Here is a 21103-nt window from a genome sequence, read left to right as displayed (position 1 = left end):
CGGCCGGGTCATTTCTGAAGCGGCGCCGCGCCCAGGTTGCGGGCGGCTGCATCGAAACGGGCGGTGTCCAGCGGGGACGGCTCAAAGCGGTCGCGCAGGTAGTGTCCCTGCGTAAGGAGGCGGCTGGCGCTACCGTGATCCTGCCGCAACGCGCCGTCCACGCCCTGGCTCAGGTGCTCCAGCTGCTCACGCAGCAGCCCTTCCGGATCGCGGCCCCCGGCGCGGAGCTGCTCGCGCGCGGCGGGCGTCAGGTTCAGGTAACTGCGTAGCGTATCCGGCAGGTACTCGAAACGGATCTGACCCAGCAGCGCCCGCACCTGCGGCTCCTGCGCCGGGGGGGCGTCCTGGAGGCGGCACAGCAGCGCCAGCGCGTACAGCCGGTGCGGTTCCGGCAGCCGCAGGGCCAGCGCGGGCGCGTCGTTCTGCGAGCTGTCCTGCGGGCCGTCGGGGGCGGACGTGCCGTGCGCCGGAGCCTGCTGGGCGCGCAGCAACTCCAGCCTGTGCCGGTGAATCATGGCGCGCCGCGCCAGCGGAAAACCGAACACCGAGGCGAAAAAGAACAGGGGAACCAGAATATCTTCCACAGGGAAACCTCGACTCGGAACAGGGCACTCGGGGCAGGGCGTGACGGCAGCGGAACACCGCCAGCGTATCCCCACCTCTGCGCGCGCCGCGTCACCCTTAAGGCGGAGTGGGGGTGGCTGCCCGCCCAGGCCAGTAAAATCCCTGGCATGAGTCAGATTCAGAGGTCCCGTCCATAACCGGCGTCGCGTTTAAGGGAAAGCGGTCACGCGAACTGTCCGCCGATGCGGCCGTCAGTGTCGTGGACGTGTTCAAGAGCTTCAGGTCGCCGACAGGCAGCGAGACGCGCGTGCTGGACGACATCGACCTCGACATCCGGCGGGGCGAGTTCTTCAGTCTGCTGGGCCCCAGCGGGTGCGGCAAGACGACCCTGCTGCGCATCCTGGCGGGTTTCGAGCAGCCGGACGCCGGGCAGGTCATCATCGGCGGTCAGGACATGACGGGCGTGCCGCCGCACCTGCGCAACGTGAATACCGTCTTCCAGAGTTACGCGCTGTTCCCGCACCTGAGCGTGCAGGACAACGTGGCGTTCGGCCTCAAGATGAAGGGCGTGCCCGCCGCGCAGGCCCGGCAGCGGGTCATGCAGGCCCTGGAGCGCGTGCGTATCGCGGACTTCGCCTCGCGCCGCCCCGATCAGCTGTCGGGCGGGCAGCGGCAGCGCGTGGCACTGGCCCGCGCCATCGTGAACGAACCGCAGGTGCTGCTGCTCGACGAGCCGCTGTCCGCGCTGGACCTCAAACTCCGCAAGGAGCTCCAGGTAGAACTCGCCAACCTGCAAGAGAGCCTGAGCATGACCTTCGTGTTCGTCACGCACGACCAGGAGGAAGCGCTGGTCATGAGTGACCGCATCGCCGTCATGAACCGGGGCCGCGTGGAACAGCTGGGCCGGGCCGAGGAACTGTACGAGCGGCCCCGCACGGCGTTCGTGGCGAACTTCCTGGGCAGCAGCAATCTGATCGAGGGCACCGTCCTGAGCGTGGATGGCCCGGACGCCACCGTGCAGACCGTGCACGGCCCGCTGCGCACCACGCACGGCGAGGGCCTGCGCCCCGGCCAGAACGTCACGCTGTCCGTCCGGCCCGAGAAGCTGCGCATGGAACGCGACGACGAGACCGAAGGCAACGAGATCCGCGCGACCGTGGACGACATCGTGTACACCGGAGCCGAGAACCAGTACCTGCTGCGCGCCGGCGGCCAGCAGCTCGTGGTGTTCCAGCTGAACGCCGACATCGGCGCCGACGAAGACTTCGACTACGAGGAACAGGTCACCCTCTACCTTCCGCCCGACAACCTCGTCGTGCTGGAAGAAGCATGACGGGGGTTGATAGTCGAAAGTTGATGGTTGATGGAAAACCCCTCTATCAACTATCAACCTTTAACCATCACCTCACCGCAGGTGCCCCGTGCTGACGGTCCGGCGCTTCTTCGCCACGCTGGGGCCGGGGACGCTGTGGCTGGCGGTGTTCCTGATCGTGCCGGCGCTGGTGATGCTGGGGTACTCGTTCCTGACCCGCACGGACCTCGCGCAGGTGGGCGGCCCGTGGACGCTGGAATCCTGGCAACGGGTGTTCGGGTACGACGCGCTGTTCCAGGAGTGGACGGCCGACAACGCGCGCGTCCTGTGGCGCAGCGTGTGGGTGGCGGGACTCAGCACAGCGCTGTGCGTGCTGATGGGCTACCCGCTGGCGTTCTACATTGCCCGGCAGGACGCGCGGCGCAAGAACCTGCTGCTGCTGCTGCTGATCATTCCGTTCTGGACGAACTTCCTGATCCGCGTGTACGCCTGGATTCTGATCCTGCGGCCCTTCGATCTGGTGCCCAGCCTCACGGCGACCCTGCTGGGCATGGTGTACGCGTTCGTGCCGTTCTTCGTGCTGCCCGTGTACTCCAGCGTCGAGAAGATCGACTGGCGCCTGCTGGAAGCCGCGCAGGACCTCGGCGCGCCGCCCTTGCGGGCCTTCATGACGGCCGTGTTCCCGCAGACCCTGCCGGGCCTTGTGGCGGGTATCCTGCTGACCTTCATCCCGGCGCTGGGCACCTTCGTGGTCAGCGACATCCTGGGCGGCGCGAAGACCGCGCTGGTCGGGAACCTCATCCAGAACCAGTTCGGGCAGGCCGGAGACTGGCCGTACGGCAGCGCCCTGAGTTTTCTGCTGATGGGCGCCGTGCTGCTGGGCCTGTGGGCGTACGCCCGCACCGCCGGGCAGAAGGGCCTGGAGGAACTCGTATGAGTGCGCTACGCGCACTGTTAAAGGTTGATGGTCGATGGTTGATGGAACCTCTTTCAACCATCGACCATCACCTATCAACGGCCCGGAGGGCATCGTGACCCGGCGGACGCATCCGGCCCTGACCGCGTGGGCGTGGGTGGTGTACGCGTTCCTGTACCTGCCGATCATCGTGCTCATCGTGTTCTCGTTCAACGATTCGCGCTTCGGGGCGACGTGGGCGGGCTTCACCACGAAGTGGTACGGGGTGCTGTTCGCGCGGTCGGACGTGCGGGAGGCGCTGGCGCACACGCTGGAGATCGCCCTTCTCAGCACGCTGGTCAGCACGGTGCTGGGCACGCTGGTGGGCCTGGGCCTGTGGCGGTACACGCTGCGGTTCCGCACGGCCCTGACCGGGCTGCTGGTCCTGCCGATCGTGATTCCGGACGTGGTGATGGGCGTGAGTCTGCTGATGTTCTACTCGTTCGTGCGCTCGGGCCTGGAACGCCTGGGCTGGACCTTCGACAACGGCTTCTGGACGGTACTGCTGGCGCACGTGACCTTCCAGATCAGTTACGTGTCCCTGACCGTCCGTTCGCGGCTGGCCGGGTACGGCCCGGAACTGGAGGAGGCCGCGCGGGACCTGGGCGCCACCGGCCTGCGGTCGTTCACGCACGTGGTTCTGCCGCTGGCGCTGCCGGGTGTGCTGGCGGGCGCGCTGCTGGCGTTCACGCTGTCCCTGGACGATTTCGTGGTCACGTACTTCACGAGCGGGTCGGGCTTCAGTACCCTGCCGGTCCTGATCTACACGAACGTGAAGCGCGGCGTCACGCCGGACATCAACGCCCTGAGCGCGCTGCTGGTCCTCGTCACGGTGGTCGCCATCGTCGCCGCGAACGCCCTGCTGCGCCCCCGGAGGCAGCCATGAAGCGCGCCGCCCTGAGCGCCCTGCTCGTGCCCGCCCTGCTGAGCGGCTGCTACCGCGTGCAGAAACCGGCCGCCGCCACGCCCGACGCGCCCGTCACGCGTGGCGACGGCAAGACCCTGCGGGTGTTCATCTGGTCCGAGTACATCGACCCGGACCTCGTGAAGACCTTCGAGAAGCAGAATGGCGTGCGCGTCGTGCTGGACACCTTCGAGAGCAACGAGGCCATGCTCGCCAAGTTGCAGGGCGGCGGCGCGCAGTACGACATTGCCGTGCCCAGCAATTACGTGGTGCAGACCATGGTCCGCGCCGGACTGCTGCAACCCCTCGACAGGAGCGCGCTACCGAACCTGAAGAACATCGCGCCCGGCTTCCTGAACGCCGCGTACGATCCCGGCAACCGGTACTCCGTGCCGTACCAGTACGCCGCGACCGGACTGGCCTTCAACAAGGGGCGCTACGTGCCCGGAGACACCTGGGCGGAACTGTTCGGCCCGGACGACACCCGCACCTTCGTGCTGCTCGACGACCCGCGCGAGGTGATCGGCGCGGCCCTCAAGTACCTGGGGTTCAGCGCCAACACCACCGACCTGGGCGAACTGAAACAGGCGCGCGACCTGCTGCGCCGCGTGGTCGCCAAGAAGGGTTTCCAGGGGTTCGACGGCGGCCCCGGCACCCGCAACAAACTCCTGGCCCGGCAGATCGACCTCGGGCAGATCTACGTGGGTGACCTGCTGATCGCCACCGAGGAAGATGGGAACGTGCAGGTCATCCTGCCCCGCCAGGGCACCACCATCAGCATGGACACCCTGGTTGTCCTCAGACGCAGCCCCAACCCGGACCTCGCCCACCGCTTCATCGATTACCTGCTCGACGCGGACAACGGCGCGCAACTCAGCAACTACACCTACTACGCCACCCCGAACGCTGCCGCGCAGCCCCTGCTGGACGACTTCCTGAAGGACATTCCCGCCCTGAACCCACCCGCCGCGTGGCTCACGGACGGCCGCCTGGACTTCATCGGCGAGTTGCCCACCGGCCGCCCGCAACGCCTGTACGACCGCATCTGGACGGAACTCAAGAGCCGCTGAGTCACAGCCCAGAAGCCAAGAAGCAAGGCGCCCCCGCTGAACGTGGGGGCGCCTTGCTATCGGTAGGGCGTCAATCCGGCTGGTTCACGGGGTGCAGGGCGTCCAGCCAGCCCCAGTCACGCAGGTACGCGCGGAACTCGCCGATCAGCTCGCGGGCCTCGTCGCGTTCCGATTCGTGCAGGGCGCGCAGCCACGCCTCGCCGGTCGCGCGGGTAAAGGCCCGCAGCGGCGCGGGGCGGCCCAGGAAACTGTCCAGGGCCTCGAGCAGTTCCTCGGCGCGGGCGCGCGTCCAGGGGCGCTGGCGGGTCACCTCGTTCAGGAACTCGTCGGCGGCGTGCTCCAGCAGCGGCGCGCGGCCCACGATCCACGGGGCTTTCAGGGGCGGCAGGCTCACGGCGTTCACGCTTTCCAGCCGGGGAAGCCCTCGATGGCGACCAGCGTCGGGCGCGGGACGTTCGTGCCGGGTTTCGCCGCGAAGTTTGAGCGCAGCTTGTCCAGGCTCTCGCTGTCCTCGCCCGGGTGCTGAATGGACAGGAACAGCGTCTTGCCGTCGGGGCTCCAGACGGGGCCGGTCATCTCGGCGTCCACCGGGCCGACCGCGAACCGCTGCGCCTTGCCGGCGTCCGGGCCTTCGGTCGCGAAGAAGAACATGGCGTTGTTCCCGTGGAAGCCCTTGATGGGGTTGCTGGCCAGGTCGCTGTTATCCGTGACCATCCACAGGTTCCCGTACGGGTCGAACACCAGGTTGTCGGGACTGGCGAAGCCGCTCTGCGGGCCGCCCACCGCGAACACTTCCCACAGGAAGGCCGTGGCGGCCGCGTCGTCCTTCGCCTCGCGGAACTTGATGATCTGCCCGAAGTAATTCCCGTGCTTGGAGTTGTTCGTCAGGGCGACGTACACCTCGCCGGTGCGGGGGTGAATCTCGATGTCCTCGGGCCGGTCCACGGGCGTCCCGCCGACCGCCAGGGCGCTGGCGCGGGCGTCGGCCAGCACGTCGGCCTGACTGCCGAACAGCGCCTTGCCGTCTGCGCCCTTGGCGTCCTTCAGTTTCGGGTTGCGGTCGTAGTCCAGCAGCACCCAGCTGCCGTTCCCGAAGTTCGCCACGTACAGGTCGCCGTCTTCCAGCAGTTTCAGGTTCGCGGCGCGGTCCGCCGGGTTGTACCGGCCGCGCGACACGAACTTGTACACGCAGGCGTCCTGCATGTCGTCACCCATGTATCCGACCACGCGGCCGTCCGGCGCGACCGTGATCGCCACGTTCTCATGCCGGAACCGGCCCATGCCCGTGCGTTTCTTCGGCGTCCAGGTCGGCTCGAACGGGTCGATCTCGGTCACCCAGCCCTGGTGCATGGCCTCGTACCCGCTGCCCGCCCAGGCCTTCACGTAGCCGTCCACGTTCTCCTCGCAGGTCAGCAGCGTGCCCCACGGCGTCTGCCCGCCCGAGCAGTTGCCCACGCTGCCCTTGACCATCGTGGCGCCCTTCACCGGGGCCGTGCCGCGCACCGGGCCGGTCAGCTCGATGTCGGTCAGCGCGTCGATGCGGCGGTTACGGGCGTCCGGCACGACCTTCCACTCGCTGCCCTCCCGGCGCACCCGGACCACGCTGACGCCCACGGCTTCCATCTCGGCCTTCACCTGCGCCGGCGTGCGCTCCTTGGTGTCGCCCCCCACGAACAGCGCGTTCACGTACTCGTGATTGATGGTCAGCAGGGCATCGGTGCTGCTCTGCCCACCCTGAAGCATGTCGAGCGGGAAGAACCCCACGTAATCATGGTTGAAGCCGATCTCGCGGCCGCTGTCCGTGAACTTCTCGCCCCACGGAGCCAGCACCTGATACCGGTACCCGGAGGGCAGCGTCAGGGCGTCCGCGTTCGTCACCGCCACCGGACGGAACGGCGCGACGGTCTGAGGTTTGATTTTCTTCGCGTCCACCGTGACGGGCCCGCCGTTGTTCGGCTGCGCCTGCGCGATGTTCAGCGGCAGACTCACGGCCGCAGCCGTCGCGGCGGCACCGCCCAGCGCCGTGCGGCGGGTCAGTCGGGTGTCGAGCAGACGATGCCAGAAACTGGCTTCAACCTTGTCCTGAGAGGTCATGCCACGCAGTCTGGGTGCGCCGGGTCAGCGGACCTTCAGCGTCCGGTCAGGCGAATGTCATGTGAATTTCAATCCGGGACCGCGAGTCCATTCGGGGCGTCCGCTTCAGGTCTGCCCTTCCAGCCACCCCAGCACCTGCGCGGCGCTCCGGTCCGGCGGAAAGATCGGGTAGAACACCTGCTCAATCACCCCGTCCCTGACGATCAGCGTGATGCGCCGCAGCAGCGTCTGCCATTCACCGGCCGGCACGCCGGGCACGTCGAAAGTCGGGAGGCGCAGCGCGCCGGTCAGGCGCAACCCGGCGTCGCTCAGCAGCGGGTAGGGGAGGTGCAGCCGCCGGGCCGCCTCCTGCTGGTAGGCCGTGCTCTGCGTGCTCAGCCCGAATACCCTCGCGCCCAGTGCGGCCAGTTGGGCGTGATGGTCACGGAACGCGCAGGCCTGAGGTGTGCAGCCCCGCGCGCCCGGCATCACGTCCCAGCCGTCCGGTAAAGGATGGTCCGGGCGGGCCGTCATGGGGTAGCCGTACACCACCGACCGGCCCGGCAGCTCCGACACCCGCACCTGCGTGCCGTCGGTAGCGGGCAGCGCCAGCGCGGGCCAGGGCTGACCGCTCAGGTGCGCCGCGCCGCCATCGTCCTCGGGAGCGGGCAGGTGGGCGGGTAAACGGTGCAGATCAGTCATGCTGGTCAGGATACGGGCATGTGAATACCCCGCCGCACGTCCGTCTGGACGCAGGGCGGGGCGGTTCAGGTAGTGGATTACTCGTCGGTGCTGAGGACCGCCAGGAACGCTTCCTGCGGCACCTCGACCGTCCCGAACTGTTTCATGCGGGCGCGGCCCTTCTTCTGCTTGTTCAGCAGTTTCTTCTTGCGGGAGATGTCGCCGCCGTAGCACTTGGCGAGCACGTCCTTTCGGAAGGCTTTCACGGTGGCGCGCGCGATGATCTTCGCGCCGATCACGGCCTGCACGGGCACCGGGAACATCTGGCGGGGGATGACTTCCGCCATCTTGTCCACGATCTTGCGGCCCAGGCTGTACGTCTTGGTTTCGTGCACGATCACGGCCAGCGCGTCGATGACCTCGTTGTTCACCATGATGTCGACCTTGCGCAGGTCGCCCTCGCGGTAGCCGAGCTGTTCGTAGTCCATGCTGGCGTACCCACGGCTGATGCTCTTGAGGCGGTCGTGGAAGTCGTACAGGATCTCCGCGAACGGCACCTCGTACAGCAGCTCCACGCGCTTGCCGACGTAGTTCATGGTGATCATGGACCCACGGCGTTCCTGTAGCAGCTGCATGACCGGCCCGACGTGCTCCTCGGGCAGCATGATGCTGAGCTTGATGTACGGCTCCTCGACGAGTTCGATGCGGTCGCGGGTGGGGAACTCGGCCGGGTTCTGCGTCTCGAAGATGTCGCCGTTCGTGAGGGTCACGCGGTACACCACGGCGGGCGCGGTGGCGATCAGGTCCAGGTCGTACTCGCGTTCCAGGCGTTCCTGAATGATCTCGGCGTGCAGCAGGCCCAGGAAGCCGCAGCGGAAGCCGAAGCCCAGCGCTTCACTGGTCTCGGGTTCGAAGGAGAACGCCGCGTCGTTCAGTTTCAGTTTTTCCAGCGCGTCCCGCAGTTTGCGGTAATCCTCGGTGTCGGTGGGGTACAGGCCGGAGAACACCACGGGCTGCGCGGGTTTGAAGCCGGGGAACGCCTCGGGCGTCTGCCGGTCACGTTCGGTCAGGGTGTCGCCAACTTGCGCGTCAGCTATGTCCTTGATGCCGGCGGCGACCCAGCCGACCGAGCCGGCCGGAAGGGAATCCCCGACGACCAGTCCGGGGCTGAAGGTGCCGACCTTGTCCACCTCGAAGTTCTTGCCGGCGTTCATCAGGCGGATCTGATCCTTGGGGGTCAGGGTGCCTTCCAGCACGCGCACGAACAGGATCACGCCCTGGTACGCGTCGAAGAACGAGTCGAAGATCAGGGCCTTCAGCGGGGCCTCGGGGTCGCCGCTGGGCGAGGGAATGCGGTCCACGATGGCTTCCAGGATCTCGGTGATGCCGATCCCTGACTTCCCGGACGCGAACACGGCGTCCTCGGCGGGAATGCCGATCACTTCCTCCAGTTCCTGCGCCGCGCCTTCCGGGTCGGCGGCCGGCAGGTCGATCTTGTTGATGACCGGCACGATCTCGAGGTTGCTGTCGATGGCGAGGTACGCGTTCACGATGGTCTGCGCCTCGACGCCCTGCGAGGCGTCCACGAGCAGCAGCACGCCCTCGCACGCGGCCAGGGACCGGGAGACCTCGTAATTGAAGTCCACGTGGCCGGGCGTGTCGATCAGGTTGAAGGTGTACGTTTCGCCGCCCGTGCCGTCTTCCTGCGCGGGACGGGTGTACTGGAGGCGGACGGGGGTGGATTTGATGGTGATGCCGCGCTCGCGTTCGAGTTCGAGCGTATCGAGGGTCTGGTCGCGCTTGTCGCGCTCGGTCATCGCGCCCAGACGCTCCATGATGCGGTCCGCGAGGGTCGATTTCCCGTGGTCCACATGGGCGATAATGGAGAAGTTCCTGACGTTCACACAGAGCAGTCTAGTGCATTTGAGGCTTCCAGACCGGGCGCAGTGCTGCGGAAATTCCGCGCCGGGCCAGGGTGGCCGCGTCTGCCCGGCACGCACCTGAGGCAACCCGCACGGCCCGGGGTGCGTATGGTGCAGCACAGATGCCCAGACCGCTGCACCCGCTGCCCACCCGGCCTCCTGTTCCCGCCTGGAAGGTGTTGCTGCCTGTCTTGCTGGCCGGGGGCGTGGGCTGGGGCGCCTGGCACGCGGCGTCCCGACCGGTCAATCCGCCTGCGCAGGCCGGGGCACAGCGCATCAGCGCCGCGCAGGACTGGGAGGCGCTGATGCGCTTCGGCCCGCGCCAGACTGGCAGTGAGGGCCTTTCCCGCAGCCTGGACTGGGCGCAGGCGCAGTTCGAGGCGCTCGGGTACCGCGTGACCCGTCAGGCCCTCCCGGACCGCGTACCCATGCCGGTGCAGCGGGAGGCGGCCGTGCAGGTCAGTGGCCCCGGCGGCCCGCAGACCCTGAACGGCGAGGCCCTGCTGGGCGTGCAGACGGCCGAGCAGACCGGCACTCTGGTGCGCCTGCCGCCCGGCGTGACCGACGAGCAACTGGATGGCCTGCTGGGCAAACTGGCCGTCACGACCTGCCCGGACGGCCCGTGGCGGGACCTGACCGACCGCGCCCTGAACGCCGGCCTGCTGGGGCTGGTCATCGTGAACGACTGCCCGCGCCCGCCCGCGTACAGCCCGCTGGGCAACGTGGCCCTGCCGGTCCTGAGCGTCACGCCCGGTGTGGGCCGCGCCCTGCTCGCCCAGGTGGGCCGCGAGGTCACGTTCATCACCACCGTCCGCACGCAGGACACGCCCGCCTGGAACCTGATCGCGGCCCGCGTGGACGCCGCGCCGGAGGTGCTGTTCGGCGCGCACCTGGACAGCGTGCCCGGCAGTCCCGGCGCGAACGACAACGCCAGCGGCGTGCTGGCCGTCCTGAACGCCGCCCGGCAGGCGGCCGGCACGCCTCTGGCTGGCCGCGCGTGGTTCGTGCTGTTCAGCGCCGAGGAACAGGGCCTGCTGGGCAGCCGCGCCTTCGTGCGCGCCCACGCCTATCCGCTGCGGCACACGCGCGCCATGCTGAACTTCGACATGGTCGGTGTGAACGCCGCGCCACTGGGCATCGACGCGCACCCGGACCTGCTGACCCTGGCCCGCCGGGTCCGCCCGGACCTGCGCGCCTTCCGGGACGCGCCCACCACCAGCCGCGAAACCTTCGGGCGGTCCTCGTCCATCACGGGCCGCAGCGACTACCTGCCGTTCAAGCAGGTGGGCGTGCGCACCGCCTTCCTGTACCGGGGCGAGGACCCGCACTACCACCGACCCACCGACACGACCCTGAACCCCGCGCTGGCCGTGGACGCCGCCGACCTGGGCGCGCAGCTCGCGCAAGCAGCGCTGGACGCCCCCTGGACGCCCAGGGAACCGTGCGGCATCACGGGCCGCAACTGCCAGTAGGCCTGCCGGGCCTGCCCATTCCTGAAAACTGTTAGATTCTTCTCAATGAAACCGGCCGCCGTTTCTTGCCTGCTGAGCGCCGCCCTGGCCGTCACCATCAGCGCCTGCGCCGGTCAATCCAGCCCCGCACCCGCGCCGGTCAGCGGCAGCGTCATCTTCCCGCCAGCCGCTGGACTGGCCGTGTTCACCGCCCGCATCGGCGGGCAGGACCGCGACGTCGCGCAGGCCAGCGTCACGGCAGACGGCGCGTACCGGCTGACCCTGCCGGGCACCCTGACCCTGACCGAAGCGGCCGCGCCGGACCTGCTGAGCGTCAGCGTGCGCAGCACGTACCAGACCGTGACCTGCCAGGGACCCCTGACACTGCAACCCGCCGCCGCCCGCACCGCCACCATCAGCGGCGGCCGGTTCCTGATCGGCGGCAGCGTCACGGCGGCGCTGCAACCCGCCCTTCAGGCGACCGGCCTTCAGAGCCCCCTGTCCCCGCAGGACGCCTCCATCCGCGCGCGGCAGTTCGTGTACAGCGACCGCGCCGTGACCATCACCGCGTCCCAGACCTGCACCTTCCGGCAGGACGACCGCACGGTGCCCGGCACGCTGGACGTGCACGAAACCCTGCTTCCCGGCTGGAACATCCTGGAAACCAGCGCCCAGGTCCGCGCGAACACCGTCAGCGTCCGCGTCAGCGCCGCTGGTCCGCTCACGCCGGTCGACTGGCTGTACCTGCCCCGCCCGTACTGACCCGCTCTCCCGCTGGAAGAGTAGACCCTGGTCGGTCGCCCCATCCGGGTCAGGTGTCTGTCAGGCAGTGTCATGCGGGCAGTGTCATGGTTGCCGGCTGTGGACCGGTGCGTCAAGTGGCTGATGACGCGACCCCCGCCGCGCCGTTACTCTGAGAGACGTGCCCCGATCGCTCGCCTTTCACACGGACCTCACGCTGCGCCGCAACGAGGGCAGCGTGATCCAGCAGGACGCCGGGCACGTCGTCATCTGCTCGCCGGACAATCCCACGTTCTGGTGGGGCAATTTCCTGCTGATGCCCGCCCCGCCGCAGCCCGGCGAACTGCGCCGCTGGGAGGAGCTGTTCAGCCGCGCCTTCCCGGACGCCGACTGGCGCAGCTTCGGCGTGGACACCGCGCACAGCGATTCCGTGAACGTCAGCGAATGGCAGGCCGCCGGGTACGAGGTCCTGCGCGACACGGTCCTGACCGCCGCCCATACCGTCCCGTCCGGGCGGAGCCGCGCCGCCTCGCGCGACGTGCAGTTCCGGCCGGTGCATTCGGACGCCGACTGGGAGGCCGCCGCGCAGCTGCGCATGGCCGTGAATGCCGAGGGCCCCAACCCCATCGAGGCGGCCGGGTACGAGGTGTTCGTGAAACGCAAACTGGCCGCCTACCGCGCCGTGCAGGCCGGCGGGCGTGGCGCGCTGTTCGCCGCCTTCGACCGCAGCGGGGCCGCCCTGAGTTCCCTGGGTATCTTCGACGCCGGGGGGGCCGTGGCCCGCTACCAGAGCGTCGAAACGCACCCCGCGTACCGTTCGCGCGGACTGGCCGGCACCCTGGTCCACGCGGCCGCCGAATGGGCGCACATGATGATGGGTACCCGCACGCTGGTCATCGTGGCCGATCCCGACTACCACGCGCAGGCCCTGTACGAACGCGCCGGCTTCCGCCCCACCGAGACGCAACTGTCGTTCCAGAAACGCCCCCCGGCCCCCTGAAGGCCTGCGGGCAGGCTCAGCCCGGGTCGCCGAACAGGGAGTCGCTGAACAGGGACGCCGGTTCGCTCAGCAGCGCGCGGATGGGCGCGAAACTCCGGCGGTGCGCGTCGGTCACGCCGTGTTCATGCAGTGCGGCGCGGTGGGCGGGCGCGCCGTACCCCTTGTGCCCGGCAAACCCGTAGCCCGGGTGCTGGGCGTCGAGTTCCAGCATTACGCGGTCGCGTTCGGTCTTGGCAAGCAGACTGGCCGCCGCGACCGAGTAACTCAGGGCGTCCGCCCGGGGCGGGGCGCTGAGGGGCACGCTGACGCGCAACTTCAGGTAATCCGTGACGAGCGCCTGCGGGGCCGGGTCCAGCCGCGCCAGGGCGCGGTGCGCGGCGGCGTGCGTTGCTCCCAGGATGTTCAGGCGGTCGATCTCGTCCGGCCAGGCGTGCTCGACCGCCCAGCTGAGCGCGACCTCACGCACCACCTGCGCGTACTGCTCGCGCTGCGCGGCACTCAGCTGCTTGCTGTCCCGGAACGGGTACTCGGCGGCCGAGCCGGGCAGGATCACGGCCGCCACCGTGACCGGCCCGGCCCACGCGCCCCGCCCGGCCTCGTCCACGCCCGCCACGCGGAAGTGCCCGCGCCGCCAGTGCTCACGCTCGAAAGACCAGTCGGGAGTCACGCTCGGGGGGGCAGCCATGCCCGGAACGCTAGCGCACCGGCCCCTACCCGTACCACTACCAGCCCCACCGGACGCCATGAACAGTCGCGGCGCGCGGAATGTGCGACTCTGGAGGGCGTGACGAGCAGGCCCAAGCAGAAGATCAGACTCAACCGACCCTCCGGGGCCGCCTCTCCTCCCACCGGTTCCGGCCCCAGGAGTACCGCCGCGCCCGCCCAGGCCGCGCCGTACACGGACGTCCGGCGCGCGCGTCTGCCCGAGAAACTCGATCGGCTGACCGTGCTGACCAAACCCGGCGTGCGCGGTTTCCCTGACGTGGACGCCGCGCAGGCACTGCTGGCCCAGACCATGCGCCGAGACCGCGTGCGCGGCGACCTGCTGGACCTGAGCGCCATGGGCGGCCTGATCGGCGCGCTCGACAGCGTGAAGCTGCGCGCCGTGGAAGGCAGCGCCGCCGCCCTGACGGTCCTGCAGGCCGCCGGACTGGACGCCCACCCCGCCATTCCCGGCGACAACCTACTGGAGCGCTGGCCGGAGCGCGCCCGCACCGTGTGCGTCGTGCTGGCCGGCGACCGTGGCAACGCCTACGCCGAGGCGCAGGTCGCCTGGGCGCACGCCTGCACCCCGCCCGGCGGGACGCTGTACATCGCCGGGGACCGCGACAAGGGCTTCGACCGCTACGTGCGCGCCGCCGGGAAGGCCTTCGGGGCCGGCGAGACCATCGCCCGCGACGGCGGGATGCGCGTGGCGAAACTGGTGCGCCGCCCCGGCCCCACGCCCCCGCAACCCGGCTCCGAGACCTTCGAGGCGTTCGGCGTGAGCGTCGTCGGACTGCCCGGCGTGTTCAGCGCCGGGAAGCCCGACAAGGCCACCACCCTGATGCTGGGCGCGCTGGACGCCCTGGATCTCGACGGCCTGGACGTGCTGGACCTGGGCTGCGGGACCGGCATCATCGGCGCGTGGGCGGCGCGGCGCGGCGCGAACGTCACGCTGGTCGACGGCGACCTGCAGAGCGTCCGCAGCGCGCAGGCGACCCTGACCGCGTCCGGCCTGACCGGCGAGGCCATCCACTCGGACGTGGACGCCGCGCTGGGCGAACGCACCTTCGACGTGATCCTCACCAACCCGCCCTTCCACGTGGGCCGGGGCGTGGTGCTGGACGTGGCCCGCGAGTTCATCGCGGCCGCCGCGCGCCGCCTGCGTCCGGGCGGCACGGTGCACCTCGTGGCGAACGAGCCGCTGCCGTACGAGGCGGACCTGGGCGTGATCGGCCCGGTCCGCGAGACGCTGCGTGAAGGCGGTTTCAAGGTCCTCTCGGTCACGCGCGCCTGAAATCTGAAAGGCTCCGCGTCAGGGAAGCGGGCACCGTCCACCGGTCCGGGAACTTTTCCGGCGCGACCCGCGTACTTTGCCTGATGGACCGGAACTGCGTTCACCTCGCCCTGTTCACCCCGAGCGCACACGCCCCGGCCTGCCCGGGAGCGGCACGCAGCGGCGCAGGAAGCGTTTGCTAGACTGACGCGTTCAGGTTTCCGGCAGGCTGCCGGAACAGGCCCCCCGGAAGCCCCTTTCCCGCTCGATCCGCCGCTGGCCGTACCGTGTTCACTCCTGCCACTCGCAGCGCAGCCGCCGTACCGATCCCGTTTCACCCGAACCTTTTCACTGATAAGCGCCCAAGCCCGCAGGAGGCCGCATGGCAGATTCCCCCACCGTCCGCACCCGTAAGAAAGTCGAAGCGCCCACCGACGGCGCCGCGCCCGCACCCAAGCCGGTGCGCCCGCGCGCCCGCGTGGCCGCCGGCACGCCCGTCAAGGACAGCGCCGCCCCTGCCGCCGACACTGCCCCCATGGCCGCTAAAGCAGCCCCGGTCAAGGAAGTGCCTGCCAAGGAAGCGCCCGTCAAGGCCGCTGCCGTGAAACCCGTGGCGGCCAGCGCCCCCGAAACGGCCGCGCCCAGCGCCGAGGCTCCCGCGCCGAAACCGGCCCGCGCCGCTCGCGCCACCGCGAAACCCAAGGCCCCGGCCGCCGACGCCGACGCTGCTCCGGCCGAGCCGAAAGCCGCCGAACCGAAGGCCAAGGCGCCCGCCAAGCCCCGCGCGGCCGCCAAACCCAAGAAGACCGACGCGGCCCCCGCCGCTCCGGCCCGCACGCCCGGCAAGGTCACCTCGCGCGCCGCGAAACCGGCCGCGAAATCCGCCCCGGCCGCCGGTGGCGTCGCCGAGAAACCGTACTACTCGCACGCCAGTATTCAGGAACTCCTGAAGGGCGGCCGCGCCGCCGGGGTGCTGGCCAGCGAGGACATCGCCACCGCCCTGGCCGCCGCGCTGGAAGCCAACGGCCTGGACCCCGAAAGCCCCGACGCCTTCGAGGACATGCAGCTGTACCTGGGGTCCATCAACATCGAGGTGCAGGACCTCGATGAGGACGAGGACGACGCGGACGCCGACACGGACGACAGCCCCGTCGCGGCCGCCTCCGCCTCGCGCCAGCAGGAAGACGACGAGGAGAAGTACTTCGACGACATGCCCCGCGCAGTCAGCAACGACCCCGTGCGGCAGTACCTGCACGAGATCGGCCGCGTGCCCCTGCTGACCCTTGAGGAGGAAATTGCGCTGGCCCGCCGCATTGAGGAAGGCGAGGAAGCCCGCAAGATTCTCGACGAGGACCTGGAACTCGACGACCGCGGCCGCCGCCGCCTGATGCGCCAGATGGAAGACGGCGCCGCCGCCCGCCAGGGCCTGATCGAGGCCAACCTGCGCCTCGTGGTCTCCATCGCCAAGAAGTACACCGGGCGCGGCCTGGGCTTCCTGGATCTGATTCAGGAAGGCAACCAGGGCCTGATCCGCGCGGTCGAGAAGTTCGAGTACCGCCGCCGCTACAAGTTCAGCACGTACGCCACGTGGTGGATCCGTCAGGCCATCAACCGCGCCATCGCCGATCAGGCGCGCACCATCCGCATCCCGGTGCACATGGTCGAGACGATCAACAAACTCACCCGCACCGCCCGGCAGCTCCAGCAGGAACTGTCGCGCGAGGCGACGTACGAGGAGATCGCCGAGGCCATGGGTCCCGGCTGGGACGCCACCAAGGTCGAGGAAGTGCAGAAGGTCAGCCAGGAACCCGTGTCCCTGGAAACCCCCATCGGTGACGAGAAGGACTCCTTCTACGGCGACTTCATTCCGGACGAGAACCTCGACAGCCCGGTCGAGAACGCCGCCAAGACCCTCCTGAGTGAGGAACTGGAAAAGGCGCTGAGCAAACTCACCGAGCGCGAGGCGATGGTCCTGAAGTTCCGCAAGGGCCTCGTGGACGGCCGCGAGCACACCCTGGAGGAGGTCGGGCAGCGCTTCAGCGTGACCCGCGAACGCATCCGCCAGATCGAGAACAAGGCGCTGCGCAAGCTGAAGTACCACGAGAGCCGTACCCGCAAGCTCCGCGACTTCCTGGACTGAAGACCAGCCGCCCAGACCGCCCCACCCGGATCGCCCCGCGCCTGCCCAGGCCGGGGCGGTCTGCTGATGTAGCCAGCCCGTGACCGCCACGCATGCCGGACGGCCGCGCGCACCTGCGGGAACCGGGGCGCGGGTGGGCGCGTATCCTCGGTCAATCATGATCTTTCCTGCTTTTGCGCCGGGCCGGTGGCCCGACTGTTGCTCTTGGTGCGCCGCGTGTTGAACGCCGCGCCTCTGGGCGTTACGGTCCCGCCCTGGACGGCCTTCGGGCTGGCGCTGCTGCCCCTGTGTCTGGCCGGCCTGCTGCCGCTCTGGTCGGTGGCGGCGCTGTGCGCTCTGTTCGCGCTGGGCGTGCGCTGGCCCGCCTGGGTGCAGGCGCGCGTGCTGGGCACGCAACTGCTGATCGGGCTGGGGATGCTCTCCGGCCTGCCCGGCAGTCTGGGTGACGGGGCGGCGCTGGTGCGGCTGGCCGGGCTGTACCTGCTGGCCAGCCTGGGCGGCTTTGCCCTGAGCGCCGCCGCGCACGCCCTAGAGGACGGCCGCCGCCGCGCCCTGCTGGTTCCGCTCGCACTGGGCCTGCTGGGCCCGCAGGTGGGTGTGTTGCTGGCCCTGCTGGGCGGCGCGCTGGCCCGCCCCGGACCGGACGCCCGCCGCACCGACCTGACCCCCCCGGAACCTGCGCGCCGCTGGTGGGTGACGCTGGCGCTGGGAGTCGCGCCGCTCCTGCTGCTGGCGCTGCTTCTGCCCACACCCGCGGCCGGACCGGATGGCCGGGACGTGGCTGGCTCCCCACCCGTCAGTGGGGCGGCGCCCGACGCCTCCACTTCAGGCCTCGCCCCGTCATCCGGTGGCCGGGCGGCCGGAGCGCCGCTGCTGCAACCCTTCCAGCCGCCCGTGATCCTGAACCTGGGTCAGTCGGGCCTGCCGGTGGAACTCATGCTGCTGGGCGGCCTGCTGCTGGCGGGCGCGGCCCTGAGCGTGCCCGCCCTGCGGCGCGCCCGTGGGCAGCCTCCCCACCCGGCCGAGTGGCTGATGGTGGCGGGCCTGTTGCTGACGGGCCTGCTGTGGGTGGTGGCGGCCGTCCTGCTGTACCTGGGCGAGTCGGGCGGTTCGGCGGCGCTTCTGCCGGCCGCGCGGGAAGCGGAGGGTCGGCCGGGAGCCGGGGGTGGCCCTGCCAGCGTGGACGCGGCGCACGTGATCAACCTGTCCTGGCTGATGCCCACGCTGACCTGGGCCACCCTGGCGCTGGTGCTCGCGCTGGCCGGGGCGCTGCTGTGGCTGCGGCGCCAGGGCACCCCGGACCCGGCCCCGCCCGGCGACCCGCCGGAAGTGCCCGCCGACGCGCCCGCCACCCAGACCGCCGCCACGCACCGGGTCCGCGAGGCGTACCGCGCCGCGCAGACTGCTCTGAGCACTGCCGGCTGGCCGCGTTCCGCCTCCGAGACACCCGCCGCTTATGCCGCCCGCCTGGGCGCGCTGCACGCCCCGCTGGCCGGCCCGCTTGCCACGCTGACCGCCGCGTACGAACCCGTCCGCTACGGCGGCCGCCTGACCGACGAGGACGCCACCCAGGCCGAACAGGCCGCCGACCTCCTGACCCGCGCCCTGCCCCCCGCACCCACCAAGGACACCCCATGACCCAGACCCTGACCCCCATCACTTCCGCCCCCACCCCCACACCGGACTTCGCCCGCGCGGTCCTGGAGAACGTCGCCCGCGTCCTGGTCGGCAAGGAGGCCGTGACCCGCCTCGCGCTGGCTGGCATTCTGGCCGGCGGGCACGTCCTGCTGGAAGACGCGCCGGGCACCGGCAAGACCATGCTGGCCCGCGCCCTGGCCCTGAGCCTGGGCCTGGATTTCCAGCGAGTGCAGTTCACGCCGGACCTACTGCCGGGCGACGTGACAGGCGTTAGCGTGTTCCGCCCGCAGTCCGGCACCTTCGAGTTCGTGCCCGGCCCGGTCTTCACCGGGGTGTTGCTGGCCGACGAGATCAACCGCGCCACGCCCCGCACGCAGTCCGCGCTCCTTGAGGCGATGGGGGAGGGGCAGGTCACGGAATCCGGCGTGACCCGCCCGCTGCCTGCGCCCTTCGTCGTGATCGCCACGCAGAACCCCATCGAGAACGAGGGTACGTACCGCCTGCCGGAAGCGCAGCTGGACCGCTTCCTGCTGCGCCTGTCCGTCGGGTACCCCACCCACGAGGAGGAGGTGCGGATGCTCGCCCGCCTCCAGACACAGCACCCGATTGCCACGCTGGGTGCCGTCAGCACGCCCGCCGCGCTGCTGGACGCGCAGGCGCAGGTGCGCGCCGTATTCGTCGCGCCCGAGGTGCAGGCCTATCTGGCGCGCCTGAGTGCCCGCACCCGCACGCACCCCAGCGTCACCCTGGGAGCCGGGCCGCGTGCCAGCCTCGCGTTGCAGGGTGTGGCGCAGGCGCTCGCGTGGCTGGCCGGGCGGACCTTCGTCACGCCGGATGACGTGCAGGCCGCCGCGACCGGCGTGCTCGCCCACCGCCTGAGCCTGCGCATCGAGGCGCGGCTTCAGGGCGTGCCTGACCGTGAGATCGTCAGCGAGATCCTGAAGGCCGAACCCGTCCCCGCCGAACTCAGCTCCAATTCCGTCCGGTGACGACTCTGACCGTTGCCCTGATCGCCGCGCTGCCCTGGCTGCTGCTGATCGGCGCGGCCCTGGCAGCCCTGTGGTGGGGGTCGCGTCGCCCGCCCGGCGTCACCGTGGAACGCCTCGTGCCCGCCACGGGCTTCGAGGGCACCCGCGCGGCGCTCACCGTGCGCGTCACGCTGCGCAGCCGCCGCCCCCTGCGCGTCCTGCTGGACGACCCCACCCCGCGCGGCGTCGTCCCGGCCGTGACGCCCGAACTCAGCGTGCGCCTGCTCGGACACGCTCAGCACGACCTGAACACCACCCTCACCCTCAACCGGCGCGGCGCGCACGACTGGCCCGGCGGCACCCTGCGCTGGGCCGATCCGCTCGGCCTGTTCTGGCACTCCGCGCCTCTGCCTGCCCCGCCCACCACCCTGGATGTCTTTCCCGGTACGCACGGCCTGATGCTGCCGGACCTGTTGCGCCCCCTGCTCTCGGAAGGCACCCTGACCCGCCGCGTGGGCCTGGACGACCCCCTGAGCCTGCGCGGCGTGCGCGACTACGTGGCCGGCGACCCGCCCGGCCGGGTCCACTGGCGCCTGAGCGCCCGCACCGGCACCCTGACCGTCCGCGAACCCGAACGCACCGCCGCCAGCAGCCTCACGGTCTTCGTGGACACCAGCAGTGGCGGCGAGGTCTTCGTGGACAGCGCCGCCCGCCTCGCCGCCAGCCTCGTCCGCGAGGCCGCCAGCCTGGGCCTGCCCGTCGCGGCCGCCACCAGCGCCGCCCTGAGCCCCAGCGGCCGCGACCCGCTGTCCATGCAGGCCGCCCTGCGCCTGCTGGCCCGCCTCGCCCCGGACCCCGCCCCGCCCTACCTGCCGCCCACCCGCAGCGGCGGGAACCTGATCCTCCTGACCGCCAGCCCCGGCCCGGACCTGCTGACCCAGGCCCTGAGGGCGCGCGCCACCGCCGCCCGCGTCACCATCGTCGCGCTGCCCGAAGGCTACTACCTGGAACCCGGCGAGAGCCCCCGCCGCCAGTGGACCGGCCTGCCCGACGCGGTCCGCGACCTCGAACGCCGCGCTGCCGCGCTGGCCGGAGCCGGCATTCAGGTTGTCGTGCTGCGCGGCAACCAGAGCGTCCTGACTCTGGCCCACTGATACGGACTGCCGTCTGTCTCATTCACAACCCGGCACGGCACCGAGTTGCCAACTCCATGCCCGGAACTCGCAGGGCTCCCACTCGCATCCGCTCGGATTGAACTGGTTTCTCAGGCCATTTAATCGGAGTCCGTATGAGCGACCCCAGCCTCAACGAACGGTGGGCTGCACATGAAGAACCTTTTCAGGCGCCCCGGCGCCAGCGGCAGTAGCGTAAGTCATGACCGACGACAAACGCCACGACGCCAACGACACCCAGCAGGACGGCACCGAGATCCGCAACGTCGACCTTCAGTTCATGGGCAAGACCGACGAGCAGAAGGAAATCGAGGCGGCCGTCGACGCCGAGAGCAAAGCGCCGGGCCAGTACGCCGAGCGCGGTATGGACAAGCAGGACGTCGCCTCGGCCCAGAGCATGGACGCCAGCGACCCCCCCAGTACCAACATGGGCACCGAAGACTGAATCTCACGGACGTACGCACAGACTCCGCGTAAACATAGGCCCCGCCGACCAGCCCAGGTCGCGGGGCTTTCGTCTGGCTGCCGTCCTGG

Annotated in this window: 19 protein-coding genes; 13 read left to right on the top strand and 6 right to left on the bottom strand. The window is 70.3% G+C overall.

The features are described from left to right. Positions 1–8 precede the first annotated feature (8 nt). Positions 9–584 carry a hypothetical protein gene (locus M8445_RS13255; RefSeq protein WP_273988318.1) on the bottom strand — a complete coding sequence of 192 codons (576 nt, stop codon included), beginning with the start codon at positions 582–584 and terminating at the stop codon, positions 9–11. Between the two features lie 239 nt (positions 585–823). Between M8445_RS13255 and M8445_RS13250 the strand changes: the two genes are divergently transcribed. The 4 genes from M8445_RS13250 to M8445_RS13235 all read left to right on the top strand — a co-directional run bounded on the left by M8445_RS13250 (position 824) and on the right by M8445_RS13235 (position 4805). After that, the gene (locus M8445_RS13250) at positions 824–1897 is read left to right on the top strand and encodes an ABC transporter ATP-binding protein (protein ID WP_273988317.1); all 1074 of its coding nucleotides are present in this window, start codon (positions 824–826) and stop codon (positions 1895–1897) included. Between the two features lie 88 nt (positions 1898–1985). Then, a complete protein-coding gene (locus M8445_RS13245) occupies positions 1986–2813 on the top strand; it encodes an ABC transporter permease (protein WP_273988315.1) in 828 nt (275 codons plus the stop codon). A gap of 94 nt (positions 2814–2907) precedes the next feature. Next, the gene (locus tag M8445_RS13240; protein ID WP_273988313.1) at positions 2908–3717 is read left to right on the top strand and encodes an ABC transporter permease; all 810 of its coding nucleotides are present in this window, start codon (positions 2908–2910) and stop codon (positions 3715–3717) included. Then, the gene (locus M8445_RS13235; protein WP_273988312.1) at positions 3714–4805 is read left to right on the top strand and encodes a polyamine ABC transporter substrate-binding protein; all 1092 of its coding nucleotides are present in this window, start codon (positions 3714–3716) and stop codon (positions 4803–4805) included. Before M8445_RS13240 ends, M8445_RS13235 begins: the two co-directional genes overlap by 4 nt. A 70-nt stretch (positions 4806–4875) precedes the next feature. Here M8445_RS13235 and M8445_RS13230 read toward each other — a convergent pair whose 3' ends face one another. The 4 genes from M8445_RS13230 to lepA all read right to left on the bottom strand — a co-directional run bounded on the left by M8445_RS13230 (position 4876) and on the right by lepA (position 9463). Next, positions 4876–5208, bottom strand: a complete 333-nt coding sequence (locus M8445_RS13230; RefSeq protein ID WP_273988311.1) for a hypothetical protein — start codon at positions 5206–5208, stop codon at positions 4876–4878. Continuing rightward, positions 5205–6899, bottom strand: a complete 1695-nt coding sequence (locus tag M8445_RS13225) for a PhoX family protein (RefSeq protein WP_273988310.1) — start codon at positions 6897–6899, stop codon at positions 5205–5207. Before M8445_RS13225 ends, M8445_RS13230 begins: the two co-directional genes overlap by 4 nt. Positions 6900–7004: 105 nt before the next feature. Continuing rightward, entirely contained in the window at positions 7005–7580 is a 576-nt protein-coding gene (locus tag M8445_RS13220) for a peroxiredoxin (protein ID WP_273988308.1), read from the bottom strand. Between the two features lie 77 nt (positions 7581–7657). After that, the gene (gene lepA, locus M8445_RS13215; RefSeq protein ID WP_273988306.1) at positions 7658–9463 is read right to left on the bottom strand and encodes a translation elongation factor 4; all 1806 of its coding nucleotides are present in this window, start codon (positions 9461–9463) and stop codon (positions 7658–7660) included. A 140-nt stretch (positions 9464–9603) separates the two neighbouring features. Here lepA and M8445_RS13210 point away from each other — a divergent pair, with 140 nt between their 5' ends. The 3 genes from M8445_RS13210 to M8445_RS13200 all read left to right on the top strand — a co-directional run bounded on the left by M8445_RS13210 (position 9604) and on the right by M8445_RS13200 (position 12673). Beyond that, positions 9604–10953 carry a M28 family metallopeptidase gene (locus M8445_RS13210; protein WP_273988304.1) on the top strand — a complete coding sequence of 450 codons (1350 nt, stop codon included), beginning with the start codon at positions 9604–9606 and terminating at the stop codon, positions 10951–10953. Between the two features lie 45 nt (positions 10954–10998). Then, the gene (locus M8445_RS13205) at positions 10999–11694 is read left to right on the top strand and encodes a hypothetical protein (protein ID WP_273988302.1); all 696 of its coding nucleotides are present in this window, start codon (positions 10999–11001) and stop codon (positions 11692–11694) included. A gap of 160 nt (positions 11695–11854) precedes the next feature. Further along, positions 11855–12673, top strand: a complete 819-nt coding sequence (locus tag M8445_RS13200; RefSeq protein ID WP_273988301.1) for a GNAT family N-acetyltransferase — start codon at positions 11855–11857, stop codon at positions 12671–12673. A 16-nt stretch (positions 12674–12689) separates the two neighbouring features. Here M8445_RS13200 and M8445_RS13195 read toward each other — a convergent pair whose 3' ends face one another. Continuing rightward, positions 12690–13358, bottom strand: coding sequence for a ribonuclease HII (locus M8445_RS13195; RefSeq protein ID WP_273988299.1), 669 nt, complete (start codon positions 13356–13358; stop codon positions 12690–12692). Positions 13359–13457: 99 nt separating this feature from the next. Here M8445_RS13195 and M8445_RS13190 point away from each other — a divergent pair, with 99 nt between their 5' ends. The 6 genes from M8445_RS13190 to M8445_RS13165 all read left to right on the top strand — a co-directional run bounded on the left by M8445_RS13190 (position 13458) and on the right by M8445_RS13165 (position 21014). After that, the gene (locus tag M8445_RS13190; protein ID WP_273988298.1) at positions 13458–14672 is read left to right on the top strand and encodes a class I SAM-dependent methyltransferase; all 1215 of its coding nucleotides are present in this window, start codon (positions 13458–13460) and stop codon (positions 14670–14672) included. Positions 14673–15033: 361 nt separating this feature from the next. Further along, on the top strand, positions 15034–16791 hold the full coding sequence (gene rpoD / locus M8445_RS13185; protein ID WP_273988297.1) for an RNA polymerase sigma factor RpoD: 1758 nt from the start codon (positions 15034–15036) through the stop codon (positions 16789–16791). A gap of 219 nt (positions 16792–17010) precedes the next feature. Beyond that, complete coding sequence (locus M8445_RS13180) at positions 17011–18429, top strand: DUF4129 domain-containing protein (RefSeq protein WP_273988295.1); 1419 nt, start codon at positions 17011–17013, stop codon at positions 18427–18429. Continuing rightward, entirely contained in the window at positions 18426–19418 is a 993-nt protein-coding gene (locus tag M8445_RS13175) for an AAA family ATPase (protein WP_273988294.1), read from the top strand. The genes M8445_RS13180 and M8445_RS13175 overlap by 4 nt, the downstream gene beginning before the upstream one ends. Then, positions 19415–20551 (top strand): DUF58 domain-containing protein, encoded by a 1137-nt coding sequence (locus M8445_RS13170; RefSeq protein WP_273988292.1) that lies wholly within the window; start codon positions 19415–19417, stop codon positions 20549–20551. The genes M8445_RS13175 and M8445_RS13170 overlap by 4 nt, the downstream gene beginning before the upstream one ends. Positions 20552–20771: 220 nt before the next feature. Continuing rightward, positions 20772–21014: an M-like protein gene (locus M8445_RS13165; RefSeq protein ID WP_273988290.1), complete on the top strand. Its 243-nt coding sequence runs from the start codon at positions 20772–20774 to the stop codon at positions 21012–21014. Positions 21015–21103: the final 89 nt, after the last annotated feature.

This window comes from Deinococcus aquaticus, from assembly GCF_028622095.1.
Classification (GTDB): domain Bacteria; phylum Deinococcota; class Deinococci; order Deinococcales; family Deinococcaceae; genus Deinococcus; species Deinococcus aquaticus.
This window is presented reverse-complemented; position numbering and strand designations above follow the sequence as displayed.